Genomic DNA, 12,845 nt, shown 5'->3' with positions numbered 1-12,845 from the left:
ACGAGCGAACCCGTCGTAGGCGCCGCTGTGCCTGCTATAATCCCATTCCCGTGCTCCGGGCGCCCGAACAGGGACCGAAGCGGAGCGGAGGTCCAAAAAAACACTGCCTACGGGGCCTCGGAGAAGAAGGGGAGGAACGGCCGGCCGCCCCCTTCGGCGGCGGCCAGGGCGAGGAGTACGCCCGCCCCGCCCGTGGCCAGGTCCATCGACAGCCGCGGCACCCGGCCGCCGTGGAAGGCGGTCCGCCCCCGGAAGGGCAGGGCGTACCACTCCAGCTCGGCGACCCGGGAGCGCAGCGCCTCGGGTGCTCCGCCCAGCCGGGCCAGCGCCGCCACCTGGCCCGCCTTGCCGTGGAACAGGTCCGCCTGGGCGTACAGCAGGGTGTGGCACGAACGGGTCAGCGCGGGGAGGCTCTCGGCGCAGCGCCCGTCCTCGCGGTGCTCCAGCAGCTCCCTGACGACCAGGGCGACGCCCAGCCCCCCGGCGTCGATGTTGGGCAGGGCCCGCGCCCCGCGGTCGCGTACCAGCAGGGTGCCGTCCGGGGCGGAGACGCACTGGTCCAGGTCCAGGTGCAGGGCCCGCGCCGCCGTGTCGAGCCAGAGGCCGTCCCCCGTCGCCCGGTACAGGTTCAGCACGGCCAGGGCGACGCCGCTCCATCCCCGCATGAGGCCCGCGCGTCCGGGCCTCGGGGGTTCCGCGGCCGCCTCCGCCTCCGCGACCGCCTCCGAGAGCCGCCCGCCCAGGGCGAGGGCGCGGGTCATGCGCGCGTCGTCCGCGCCGCCCCGGGAGAGGTGGACGAGCGCGGCGCACACGCCCGCCGTGCCGGAGAAGAGGGAGATCCCGCCGCACTCCTCCCCGGCGTGGCGCTCCAGCAGTTCGTCGGCCTCGTCGCGGTGGCCGAGGTGGTCCAGGACGTAGGCCAGGCCGCTGACGCCGTCGTAGAAGCCCGGGCCGGGGGAGCGCAGCCGCCGCGCGGCGGAGAGCAGCCACTCCTCGTGCTCCGGGAAGCGGGTCCCGCACGCGCGCTCCAGCGCCCACAGGACACCGGCCGCGCCGTGGGCCACGCCGTAGCCGCCGGAGAGGAACTGCTGGAGGTCCCCGGGGAAGAGCCGGTCGGTCCGCTCCGGGGTCGCGGACGCGGTGATGCCCGCCGCGACGGAGTCCAGGGACACGGGCGGACGCCCGTGGGCCTCCTCCGGGCTCTCCGGGACCAGTTCGCGCTCGATCTCGTCGGCCCACTCGCGGGGGACGGGGTAGAGCTCGCGGAGCAGGTCCACCAGCTCCGCGGCCTTGTGCGGCGACAGGGCGGTGATCCGGGAGAAGGGCAGGAAGACCGACAGGCGGGTCGCGGCCAGGGCGTACCGGTCGACCGCGGTGCCGACCCGGTCGGCGCTGGCGAACCCGGGGGCTCCGAGCGGGGCCCGGTGCCCCTCCCTCTTCGCGTCGAAGGCCAGTTCGTAGTCGATCAGGCAGACCTCGTCGTCCTCGTTCACCAGCACGTTGTTGGCGTGCAGGTCCGCGAAGACCAGGCCGCGGTCGTGGACGGCGTCGAGCACCGCCTCCAGCCGGCCCAGGATGCGCAGGGCGCGCACGGTGAAGGCGGCGAGGGCGTCGGCGTCGGCGTACGCCTCGGTGACGCCGGGGTGGTGCACGGCGCACCAGGAGCCCAGGGTCCGGCCCTCCTTGTACTCCTGGACCAGGAAGCGGTGGCCGCCCAGGGTGAAGCTGTCCAGGAACCGGGGCACGCCGGGCACCCCGTCCAGGCGCCGCAGGTTCTCCTCTTCCCGTGTCTGGCGGGAGACCGCGTCGCGCAGCTCACGGTCGAGTCCGGCGTGGGGACGGGCCTCCTTGAGCACGACCCGGGTGCCGTCCTCCTCGCGGCGTCCCAGGTAGATCCCCCCGCCGTTGGAGAAGTGCAGGGCCCTGTCGACGAGGTAGGGCACGCGCTCCCCGGTCGAGCGGGCGTCGAGGTGCGGCTGGAGGAAGGACGGGAGGATCACCCAGGGAGGCGGGGTGAACGAGGGCAGCCGGCGGTCCGGCACCAGCGCTCCGTCGGGGTCGCGCAGCGCCGGGACCCGGGAGCCGTGCTCGTCGAGGCACCACATCTGGCGGAAGGCGCCGTATCTGACGTGCAGGGGCCCCCGGTCCCACCGCAGGTCGCTCAGGACGTAGGGGCCCGGCTGCCCGCCCACGCGCGCGGAGAGCGCGTGCAGGGTCCTCTCCAGCTCCTCCTCGTCGCGGGGGTAGACGGTGAGCAGTTTGCCGCTGGAGGCCCGGGGGGCGTACTTGGTGTTGGCCGCGACCAGGATGTTCCTGTTCAACAGGTACTTGAACACCAGGCCGTGCTCCGTGCAGTGGTCCCACACCTCACGGCATACCGCGTCCGCGTTGTCCACGGTCGCCGAGACGTGGATCTTCCAGCCCTGCTCGGGCAGGTCCGGAGCCTCCGGGGAGACGACGTGCCACAGGCCGTCGCGCTCGCGCCGCCAGCCCGGGGGCGGGTCCAGCCTCGTGACGGACAGGTCCGCCGGGGTCACGAGGGCGTTGGGGGAGTCGTCCGTGAGCCTGCTCGGCTCCTCGAAGAACAACGGGTCCGCGAGCGTGTACATCTCGACCAGGTCGAGCATGGGGGGCTTCCCTCCGGGATGGGCGGTGTGGCGGGTGCTGCGTCCGGCTCGCGGTCGGCGGCTCAGCCGCGGTCCGGACCCCCGGACGTCCTCGAACGCGGTCCGCGCGCGATCCGGTCGAGGATGGGCGCCCCCTTGGCGGTCCAGGCGCCGCGGGAGACCGAGTAGAAGTGCAGGTCCCACAGGCGGCCCTGGAAGTAGACGTGCCGGGGGAGGGACGCCTCCCGGGGTGTGCTGGCGAGCGCCGAGCCGAATTTCCCCAGACTCGCGTCCGTCGTCAGAACGTATACCTTCCGCAGGTAATCCCAGTGGGCGAAGGCGTAGTTGACGAGCATCATCATGGACTCGGCTCCCACACCCACGGGAAGGCGGTCCGTGCGCATGAAGATGCCCAGTTTCACGTGACCCGCCGGATCGTGTTCGCGAATCGACGCGAAACCGAGGACCTCGCCCGTGCTGCGGAATTGGATCTCGAATACGTCGACGAAGCGCTTGGCCACCGAGTGGTAGGACTCGATGAAGGCGTCCCGTGACGGAAGGCTTTCCAGGCCCAGTTCCACGAGGAGGTCGTAGAGTTCTCCGACCTTCTCCGGGGCGATGGGACCGAACCTGATACGCGGGGTCTCCAGGTGCAGTGTGAGCATGGCGCCACACCCTAGTGTCCGCGCCGCGGCGCGGACCCCGCCCGCCGCGCGGCGTCCCGCCGGCGGGACAGCCGCCGCGGCCGGGGCCGCCGGTCCGGTCCGCCTTCTTGTCGAGCCGGAGGAATTGTCCTAGGTTCTGTCCCGCCAGTGTCGGCCCACGCGCAGGAAAGGAGGCCAGCCATGGTTCTCTCTGACGTCCTGTCCCTTCAGGAGATGGACACCGTCCTCGATGAAGCCGTTCTGCTGAACAGCGGTCTCAGCTACGTCGGTTGCAGCTGATTCCTCTGACGCGCTGTGGAGAAATCCATTCTTCACAGCGCTTTTCTCTGCCCCGTTCGGGGCGACGGGAGATGTGGTGCAGGAGATCGTGTTCCCGCATATCGTGACGCGCGCCGTCAGGCTCGCCTCCACGGCGGAGAGGTCGGGGGAGGCGGTCCACGACGAGCTCTCGCGGCACGGGCTGGGGGGCCTTCCCAGCAGGGACGTCTTCGCGTCCCTGTGGCCCAAGGAGTTCGAGGGCGTGGCCGCGCAGTTCCTCGCGGAGGAACCGGGTTCGGGAGGGGTCGGGGGCTACGCCTCCCTCCATTCCCTGAACCCGCTGGGGCGCTACGTCAAGTGCTCCGTGGCCGCGGACCCGGAGGTGCTGGGCCCCGAGGGCGTGGAGCACGCCCACGCCCTCGCCGTGAACTACGCCTTCGCGATGTGGAACATCCGCAAGGTCTACTTCTGGGTGGTCGACAGCGGGCTGCCCGCGCTGCGGGCGAGCGGCGTCGAGGTGCACCGGGAGGGGACGCTCTCCGAGTACGTGCTCGACGGCCAACGGCTGCGCTCGGTGCGGATCTTCGCCGTCTACCGGGAGGCGTGGGACGCGGCCGGGACCGGTTACGTCCGGGACGCCGCGGCCGGGAGGACGGCGTGAGCGCGGTCCCGCGGACGGGCCCCCTCCGGCGGGGGGCGCCGGGATGAGGGTGCTGTTCGCGACGCAGGCGGAGCGGACCCACTTCCTGGGGCTGGTGCCCCTGGCGTGGGCGCTGCGTGCCGCCGGGCACGAGGTCCGGGTGGCCAGCCAGCCCCACCTGGAGTCCGTCGCGGCCGGGGCGGGGCTGCCCTTCACCGCTGTGGGCCGCGACCACCACTTCGCCAGGATCAGCCGGGACGGCCGGGCGGACCGGCACCTGGACTTCGACATGGCCGAGGACCGGGACGAGGTCCTGACCTGGGACCACCTCCTCCAGGGTTACCGCGGGGTGGTCACCTGGTGGTGGCGGACGGTCAACGACCCCATGTTCGACGACCTGGTCGCCCTCTGCCGCCAGTGGCGCCCCGACCTGGTCGTGTGGGAGCCGTCCACCTACGCGGCCCCCGTCGCGGCCCGGGCGTGCGGGGCCGCCCACGTGCGCCACCTGTGGAGCGTGGACCTGTTCAGCAGGGTGCGCCGGACCTTCCTGGCGCGGATGGGCGAGCAGCCCGCCTCCCGGAGGGAGGACCCCCTGGCCGAGTGGTTGGGGGCCCGGGCCGCCCGGCACGGGGTGGACTTCTCCGAGTCCCTGGTCCACGGCCAGGCCACCGTCGAGCAGGTGCCCGCACCTCTGAGGGTGGACACTCCCCCGCATCTGGAGTACCTGCCGGTGCGCTACGTGCCCTACAACGGACGCGCCGTCGTCCCCGACTGGTTGCGCACACCCCCCGACCGACCCCGGATCGGGCTCAGCCTCGGCACGACGGCGGCGCTGCGCCTGGGGGGCTACACGGTCGACGTCGCGACCCTCCTGGAGGGGTTGGCCGGCCTGGACGTGGAGGTGGTGGCCACCCTGCCCGCAAGTGAGCGGGAGAAGCTGGGCGCGGTCCCCGGCAACGCACGCCTGGTCGAGTACGTGCCCCTGCACGCCCTGGCCCCCACCTGCGCCGCCATGGTCACCCACGGCGGCCCCGGCACCGTCCTGACCGGCCTCGCCCACGGAGTCCCGCAACTCCTGTCGCCCAACGCCCGGATGTTCGACATCCCGGTCCTCGCGGGGCTGGTGGAGGGGGCCGGGGCGGGCAGGGTCGTGGACCCCGACCGCCTGGACGCCGCCACCGTCACCGAGGGCGTACGCGCCCTCCTGGAGGACCCCCGCCACGCGAAGGCCGCACACGCCCTGCGCGAACGGATGGACGCCATGCCCGCCCCCGCCGACCTCGCCCGCACCCTCACCAGGCTCACCCGCACCTGAACACGGCCTGCGGGAGGAGCACTCAGGCGCCGCCGCCACGGGCCGCCGCGATGCGCTCCAGCTCCGGTACCACCTGGTCCGGGGCGGGCACGGCCAGAGCCTCGTCGCGCACCAGTCCGGCCGCCGCCCGTACCTCCCCGCTGTCCAGGAGCTCCGTGAGGAGGTCGTCCACGCCCCGGGTGAGGACCTCCTCCACCGCCAGTACGCGCGCGGCCCCGCGCTCCCGGAGCGCCCGCGAGAGCGGAGCGGCGTCGAACTGCTCGGTGTTGAGCACGACGAGCTGCGGCAGCCCCTCGACCACGGCGTTGCAGCACACGTCGAAGCCGCCGCCGTGGACGATCAGCGAGCCGGAGCCCATGAGCATGTGGGCCGCCCCCGAGTCGGTCACCACCACGTCCTCGGGCAGTGCGGGCAGGGAGTCCCGACGGGAGGCGGGGGAGAGGACGACGGCCTCGGCGCCGATCTCGGCGCAGGCGTCGATGACGTCCACCAGGGCGGCGGCGCCCTCGGCGGTCCGGCTCCAGGACCCCCAGTCCACCAGGACGCGCCGCCGCTCGGACCCGGCCCGCGCCCACGGGGGCAGGACGGCGCTCCCGGCGTAGGGGACCGGGCGCACGCTCAGGTGGGTGCCCGTCCTCTCCAGTTCGCGCGACCGCAGCGCCTCCGGGAGCTGGTGGACGGAGAACTGGCCGAGTACGAGGTCCTCGGAGAACTCCACCCCGTACCGGTCGGCGCTCTCCTCCAGCCAGCTCCTGAGCGGGTCGGGCCCGGGCGTGGCGTCGGCGGCCTCCAGGTAGAGGCGCCGCATGCGCGCGAAGAGGTCCACGCTCCACAGGAACCGCCCGTGCGCGGCGCCGCACGCCTCCGCGGCGATCGCCGCGGAGTAGGTGTTGGGCTCCCACAGCACGAGGTCGGGGCGCCACTCGCGGCAGAAGGCGACCAGGTCCCGCTCCATCGGCTCGTTGACGAGCTTCCACCACCAGGTGACGTACTCCTCGTAGGCGTGGTGCAGTTTCTCCGGCACCAGCATCTGCGGCCGCTCCTCGGCCAGGTCGAAGATCGACTCGCCCTGCTGCTCGCGGGCGTGGGCCAGCACCTCGGCCAGGGTGTGGTCGCCGCCGACCGGGACCACGGTCAGGCCCGTCTCCGCCGCGGCGTCGGTCATGGAGGGCTGGGTGACGATCCGGACCTCGTGCCCGGCGGCGCGCAGCGCCCACGCCGTCGGCACCATGCTAAAGAAATAAGCCTTGTCCGCGTAAGCCGCGACGACGATTCGCAACGTGTTCCCCACTTCCGAGATTTCGATGACCCGATGGTCCGAGGAGTGAAAGCCGACACCGATCCTTGACAAGTCCGGCCCGCGGCATGTTCATTGCGGGTGCTGCACTCCGGGCTGTTCTCCTCTCCCGAGGCAGCGTGACGGTACTGTTGTGAGGATTCCTTCGGGAGAGGTTCGGAGAGCCTAGCACCGAGTGCCGGGTCCAGGCCGCTGACCAAAGCACCACGGCGCATCCGTGGTGTGCTTGCCCAGCAATATCGATGTTCGGCCACCGTTGGGAGTCACCATGAAAGGTATTGTGCTGGCAGGCGGTACTGGGAGCCGCCTATTCCCCACCACGCGAAGCGTCTCCAAGCACCTTTTCCCGGTTTATGACAAGCCGATGTTCTACTATCCGGTCTCCGTGCTCATGATGGCCGGTATCCGGGAGATCATGGTGATATCGAACGCAGAGAGCCTCCCCCTCATCCAGCAGGCCCTGGGTGATGGAAGCCATCTGGGAATAGAGATCGAATACGCGGTCCAGAAAGAGCCCAGGGGTATAGCCGAGGCGCTCCTCATCGGGAGGGAGCACATTCGCGGAACCCGCAGCGCCCTGGTGCTGGGCGACAACATATTCCACGGCGAAGGGTTTCCGGTCCTCCTCGGCAGGGCTGCCGCCTCCACTTCCGGCTGCACGCTGTTCGGGTGCAAGGTGAGCGACCCCCGGCATTACGCCGTGGCGGGCTTCGGTGAAAAGGGCAGGTTCACCTCCCTGGTGGAGAAGCCCTCCGAGCCGGAGTCGGACTACGCGGTGACCGGGCTTTATTTCTATGACCAGGACGTGGTAGACATCGCTGAGCGGATCGAGCCCTCCGGGCGCGGAGAACTTGAGATAACCGATGTCAACCGCGCCTATCTGGAAATGGGAAGAGCCGAACTCGTGACCATGGGGAACGAGATAACCTGGCTCGACCTCGGCACGGAGGAATCCCTGCTGGAGGGAGGCCGGTACGTGTCCACCATGGCCCGGGAATCCGGAGTCCGAGTCGCCTGTCTCGAGGAGATCGCATTGCGCATGGGCTTCATCGGTGCCGATGAGTGCTATCGCCTCGGGGAGGAAATGCAGAATTCGCCCTACGGCGAGTACGTCATGGAGGCGGCCCGCCGGGCGGCCGGGGTATGGCAGGGTGCGGGCGTATGAAGATCCTGGTCACCGGTGGAGCCGGATTCATCGGTTCGAACTTCGTCAGGCGCGTGCTCGCAGGCGTTTATCCGCGCTTCGCGGACGCCGAGGTCGTGGTCCTGGACAAACTGACCTACGCGGGCACCACGGAGAGCCTCGCCTCCGTCGCCGACCACCCCCGGATGACGTTCGTCCAGGGGGACGTCTGCGACGAGCAGCTCGTCCGCGGCCTCATGCGCGGGGTCTCGACCGTGGTCCACTGCGCCGCCGAGACCCACGTCGACCGCTCCATCTCCGACGCAGGGTGCTTCGTGCGCACCAACGTCCTGGGCACGTTCCACCTGCTGGACAGCGCGCTCAACGAGGGCGTGCAGAACTTCGTCCTCGTCTCCACCGACGAGGTCTACGGAACCCTCAGCACGGGGTCCTGGGTCGAGAGCGACCCCCTGGAGCCGAACTCCCCCTACTCGGCCTCCAAGAGCGCCTCGGACCTGCTGGCGCGGTCCTTCCACCGGACCTACGGGATGCGCGTCTGCGTCACCCGCTGCGCCAACAACTACGGGCCCTTCCAGTTCCCCGAGAAGATGATCCCCCTCTTCGTGACGAACCTCCTGGACGGCCTCCCGGTCCCCCTCTACGGGGACGGCGGCAACGTCCGGGAGTGGGTCCACGTGGACGACCACTGCGACGCCCTCGCCCTGGCGGCCGAGCACGGCGAGCCCGGCGAGGTCTACAACATCGGCGGCTCGGTCGGGAAGCGGAACCTGGAGGTCACCGAGGCGCTCCTGGAACTGCTCGGCCGCGACGGCTCGATGGTCCGCTTCGTGGCCGACCGCAAGGGCCACGACCGCCGCTACTCCGTGGACGGCTCCAAGGCCGAGACCAGACTCGGGTACCGCCCCTCCGTCTCCTTCGAGGAGGGTCTGGCCCGCACCGTCGTCTGGTACACGGAGAACCGAGCGTGGTGGGAGCCGCTGAAGAAGCGCCTCCCCCGGCAGGACGACTGACGGGCCCCGCCCCGGGCCGCGTCCCGCCGGCGGGACACGGGCCCGCGGGCGCGCCCCATCCGCACAGCTCCCGGACCGGTCCGGGACACGACCACGATCGGATCAGGACTCACGTGGCGGTTGACGAGCTGACCCCCGGCGACCTCATGGCGAAGCTGCCCCGGGCCCCCGAACTCACCGAGCGCCCGTGGACGGTGCGCTGGGACGAGGCGGACGAACCGGCCGACCGGCTGTTCGCCGAACTCCTCCCGCCCGAGACGGAGTTCTTCACCTCGGGGAGCACGGGGCGGCCGCGGTCCTGGTTCCGCACCCGTGAGCAGCTCATGGACGAGGCCCGCCTGCTCGCCGACCTGGTGGTCGGCCACCGCCCGGAGGCGGTCCTGTCCTTCGCGCCGCCCCGGCACGTCTACGGCATGCTCGCCAGCGTGCTGGTGCCCGCCTACCTGGGCGTGCCGGTCTGGTACGTCTCCCAGTTCGCGCCGCTCCCGCCGGCGCACGGCCGCCGCTGGGCGGTGATGGCCATCCCCTGGACCTTCCGCATCCTGCGGCAGCGCCGGGAGTGGCTCGCATCCGCCGAGCACCTGGCCTTCGTGCACAGCACGGCCGTCCTGCCGCAGAGCGCGGTCGACCTGATGGCCGGGCTGGGGGACCGGGCGAGCCTGGTGGAGGTCTTCGGGTCCACGGAGACCGGTGGCGTCGCCCACCGGGTGTGGGGCCCGGACGACCCGCCGTGGCACCTCTTCCCCGACGTCGAGTTCGGCGACGGGCCCGCCGACCCGGCTGCGGAGGCGCCCCTGGTGGTGCGCAGCCCCCGTCTGGCCCGCCCCCAGGACGGGACGGCGGGCCCCGAGTGCCGCATGGACGACCACGTGGTCCGCGTGGGAGAGCGCGGTTTCGGTTTCGCCGGACGCAGGACCCGGCTGGTCAACGTCAACGGCCGCCGCCTGGACCTGGACGCCATGGAGGAGACCCTGGCCGGGGCCCTGGAATGCGAGGACCTAGCCTGCGTCCCGGTGCGAGACCCCCTGACCGGCGAGCACTTCGACCTGCTGGTCGTACCGGGGGAGAAGGGCGTCCCGGGCGCCGACGAGATGGCGCGGGCCCTGGACCAGATCGCGTACCGCCCGCGGAGGGTGTGCGCGGTGGAGCGGATCGACCGCTCCGAGACAGGCAAACTACGGCGCGTGCAGCCGGCGCGCGCCCGCCCCGAAGGAGTGGACAGTTGACGCCTACGCCGAGCAGCCTGGCCGAGGTCCTCCGCCATGCCGAGCCGGACGCACGCATCGGATGGACCGAGGAGGACCTCTCGCGCATGCGCGCCAGCGCCACGACCATGGCCAAGCACCTGGCCGGGGGCGCCGACGTCTACGGAGTCACGCGCGGCTTCGGCCCGCTCGTGGCCTTCCCCGCGGCGGAGTCCGCAGGCGAGCAGGGGGAGGGGCTCATCTCCCACCTCGGCAGCGCCCAGGGCGAGCCGCTCCCGCCCGAGGTCAGCAGGCTCGTGGTCGCGCTGCGCCTCACCAGCATGCGCCGGGGCTACTCGGCGGTCTCGGTCGACTTCTGGCAGGAGCTCGTCGGCCTGTGGAACCGGGGCTTCACACCCGTCATCCCGCGGGAGGGCACCGTCAGCGCGAGCGGCGACCTCCAGCCCCTGGCCAGCGCCGCCCTGGCCTTCGCCGGTCAGGGGGAGGCGTGGGTGTCCGACGGCCCCGGCCGGTGGTCCCGCGTGCCCGCCGACGAGGCCCTCGCCCGCCTGGGCGCCGCCCCCGTGCGCTGGAGCGCCCGCGAGGCCCTCTCCTTCGTCAACGGCAGCGGGGTCGGCCTCGCGGTGACCCTGCACAACCACCAGCAGGTCGAGGACGTCGTGCGCGCCTCGGCGATGATGACGGCGCGGATGGCGGACCTGCTGGGGGCCAACCCCCAGGCGTACGCGCACGGTGTCTCCGAGGTTCGGGGCCAGGCGGGCCAGACCGCGGTCGCGGCCTGGATCAGGTCCGACCTGCCCGCCGGCGCCGAGCGCGCGCCCTCGCGGCCCCTCCAGGAGCCCTACAGCCTGCGGTGCGCGCCGCAGGTGCTGGGCGCGGTCCTGGACCAGCTCTCCGCCGCCTCGCGCATCCTGCTGCGCGAGGCGGTCGGGACCACCGACAACCCGGTAAGCCACGGTGGCGAGGTCCTGCACGGGGGCAACTTCCACGCGATGCCGGTGGGGTTGTGCTCGGACCAGATCGGTCTGGCCCTCCAACAGGTCGCCTACCTGGCCGACCGGCAGCTCTCCCTGCTCTGCGCCTCGGAGACCAACGGGGGCCTGCCCCCCATGCTCACCCCCCGGCCCGGCGCGGGCAGCGGTCTGGCCGGGGTCCAGGTGAGCGCCACCTCGTTCGTCTCGCGCATCCGCCAGCTCGTGACGCCCGCCAGCCTCACCGCCCTGCCCTGCAACAACGGCAACCAGGACCACGTGCCGATGGCGCTGAACGGCGCCAACTCCGTGGCCCAGGCGATCGAGCTGGCCTGGCTCGTCGTCGGTTCGCTCGGCGTGGGCCTGGCGCAGCTCGCCGCGCTCTCGGGCCGGTCCGAGGAGGCGGGGCCGTGGGCCCGGATCGCCGAACTCAGCCCGCCGCTGGACCGCGACCGCCCCCTGGCCGCCGAGGTGCGGGCCGTGCGCGACGCCCTGGCCGCGGAGGCCGCCCGCAGAGCCGACCGGTGGCCCCTGCCGGAGCTGTGACGGAGGCCGGGGCGGGCGCCCCGGCCCTTCGCTACCTTCGTCCCGCGCCCCGGTCCGGGGGCGCGCCGCCCACCGGGCGCGCATCCGGGCGGGCCCCGGCCGCCCGCCGCGACCGGACAGGAAGGGTTCCCCTTGAAGACGCCAGAACTATGGATCCGCGGCCTCGGCGTGTACCTGCCCGAGGCCCGGGTGAGCGTGCGGTCCGCGGTCGAACGGGGCCTCACGACGGCGGAGGAGGCCGCCGTGCACGACATGGTCGGCGCCGCCGTGGCCGACGACCTGCCCGCGCCGGAGATGGCGCTGCGCAGCGCCCGCGAGGCCTTCGAACGGGCCGGGGCCAGCCCGGACGACGTGCGCGTCCTGCTGTACGCCGACACCTGGCACCAGGGCCCGGACGGCTGGTTCCCCCAGTACCACCTCCAGCACCACCTGGTCCGCGGCGACGTCATCGCCGCCGAGGTGCGCCAGGGGTGCAACGCCCTGTTCACCGCCATGGAGCTGTGCGTCCCCCACCTGAGGGAGGCGCCCGAGGACGCCACGGCGCTCCTCGTCGCCGCGGACAACTTCGGCACCCCGGGCGTCGACCGGTGGCGGTCGGGCGCCTTCGTGCTGGGCGACGGCGCCTGCTCCGTCCTCCTAGGCCGTCGCCCCGGGCCCGCGCGGGTGCTCGCGGTGGGGTCGATGGTCGTCCCCGAACTGGAGCAGCACCACCGCTCGGGCGAGCCGGACTTCCCGCCCGCGGCCACCACCGGCTCGCTCCTCGACTTCCGCGCCAGGGCCCGTGACCACGCCCGGAGGGGCGAGCTGGACCCGGAGGTGAACATCGCCTGGTTCACCCTCCAGAAGAAGATGATGCTGCTGGTGGGCCGGACCCTGGCCGAGGCCGGGGTGGGCTTCGGGGACGTCTCCCGGGCGGCCTTCGGCAACCTGGGCCCCGAGGCGGTGGAGCACCGCTGGATGGAGGTCCTCGGCCTGCCGATGGAGCGCTCCACGTGGGAACACGGCCGCACCATCGGGCACATCGGCGCGGCCGACCCCTTCATCGGCCTGCGCCACCTCATGGACGAGGGCGAGGTCGGGCCGGGGGACCACGTCATCCTGGGCGGACTCGGCTCGGGGATGACGGTCTCCTGCGCCGTGGTGAGGATCGCCGAACCCCCGTCCGGCTCCTGAGACCGAAGGGACACC

The 12,845-nt window shown here is 72.5% G+C and carries 11 protein-coding genes; 8 read left to right on the top strand and 3 right to left on the bottom strand.

Going from position 1 to position 12,845, the window contains the following annotated elements:
- Nucleotides 1–107: 107 nt before the first annotated feature.
- Nucleotides 108–2,627, bottom strand: coding sequence for a class III lanthionine synthetase LanKC (lanKC, locus tag PV789_RS29005; protein ID WP_274975471.1), 2,520 nt, complete (start codon nt 2,625–2,627; stop codon nt 108–110).
- 62 nt (nt 2,628–2,689) lie between these two features.
- Complete coding sequence (locus PV789_RS29000) at nt 2,690–3,271, bottom strand: GNAT family N-acetyltransferase (protein ID WP_274975470.1); 582 nt, start codon at nt 3,269–3,271, stop codon at nt 2,690–2,692.
- Between the two features lie 180 nt (nt 3,272–3,451).
- Between PV789_RS29000 and PV789_RS28995 the strand changes: the two genes are divergently transcribed.
- From PV789_RS28995 to PV789_RS28985, 3 genes are all read left to right on the top strand, one after another.
- The gene (locus PV789_RS28995) at nt 3,452–3,550 is read left to right on the top strand and encodes a hypothetical protein (RefSeq protein ID WP_013155722.1); all 99 of its coding nucleotides are present in this window, start codon (nt 3,452–3,454) and stop codon (nt 3,548–3,550) included.
- A 76-nt stretch (nt 3,551–3,626) separates the two neighbouring features.
- Nucleotides 3,627–4,190 carry an N-acetyltransferase gene (locus tag PV789_RS28990; RefSeq protein ID WP_274975469.1) on the top strand — a complete coding sequence of 188 codons (564 nt, stop codon included), beginning with the start codon at nt 3,627–3,629 and terminating at the stop codon, nt 4,188–4,190.
- Nucleotides 4,191–4,233: 43 nt separating this feature from the next.
- Entirely contained in the window at nt 4,234–5,484 is a 1,251-nt protein-coding gene (locus PV789_RS28985) for an activator-dependent family glycosyltransferase (RefSeq protein ID WP_274975468.1), read from the top strand.
- Nucleotides 5,485–5,506: 22 nt separating this feature from the next.
- On the opposite strand, the gene PV789_RS28980 is transcribed toward PV789_RS28985, so the two are convergent.
- Nucleotides 5,507–6,715, bottom strand: a complete 1,209-nt coding sequence (locus PV789_RS28980; RefSeq protein ID WP_274975467.1) for a nucleotide disphospho-sugar-binding domain-containing protein — start codon at nt 6,713–6,715, stop codon at nt 5,507–5,509.
- A gap of 334 nt (nt 6,716–7,049) precedes the next feature.
- Between PV789_RS28980 and rfbA the strand changes: the two genes are divergently transcribed.
- The 5 genes from rfbA to PV789_RS28955 all read left to right on the top strand — a co-directional run bounded on the left by rfbA (nt 7,050) and on the right by PV789_RS28955 (nt 12,830).
- A complete protein-coding gene (gene rfbA / locus PV789_RS28975) occupies nt 7,050–7,946 on the top strand; it encodes a glucose-1-phosphate thymidylyltransferase RfbA (protein WP_274975466.1) in 897 nt (298 codons plus the stop codon).
- The gene (gene rfbB, locus PV789_RS28970) at nt 7,943–8,935 is read left to right on the top strand and encodes a dTDP-glucose 4,6-dehydratase (RefSeq protein WP_274975465.1); all 993 of its coding nucleotides are present in this window, start codon (nt 7,943–7,945) and stop codon (nt 8,933–8,935) included. Before rfbA ends, rfbB begins: the two co-directional genes overlap by 4 nt.
- Before the next feature lie 113 nt (nt 8,936–9,048).
- Nucleotides 9,049–10,161: an AMP-binding protein gene (locus tag PV789_RS28965; RefSeq protein ID WP_274975464.1), complete on the top strand. Its 1,113-nt coding sequence runs from the start codon at nt 9,049–9,051 to the stop codon at nt 10,159–10,161.
- Nucleotides 10,158–11,657, top strand: a complete 1,500-nt coding sequence (locus PV789_RS28960) for an aromatic amino acid ammonia-lyase (RefSeq protein ID WP_274975463.1) — start codon at nt 10,158–10,160, stop codon at nt 11,655–11,657. Before PV789_RS28965 ends, PV789_RS28960 begins: the two co-directional genes overlap by 4 nt.
- Nucleotides 11,658–11,789: 132 nt before the next feature.
- Nucleotides 11,790–12,830, top strand: coding sequence for a ketoacyl-ACP synthase III family protein (locus PV789_RS28955; RefSeq protein ID WP_274975462.1), 1,041 nt, complete (start codon nt 11,790–11,792; stop codon nt 12,828–12,830).
- Nucleotides 12,831–12,845: the final 15 nt, after the last annotated feature.

This window comes from Nocardiopsis camelliae (assembly GCF_028993595.1).
GTDB lineage: Bacteria > Actinomycetota > Actinomycetes > Streptosporangiales > Streptosporangiaceae > Nocardiopsis > Nocardiopsis dassonvillei.
Note: the sequence above shows the minus strand (reverse complement) of the source record. Positions and strands in the feature narration are given on the sequence as shown.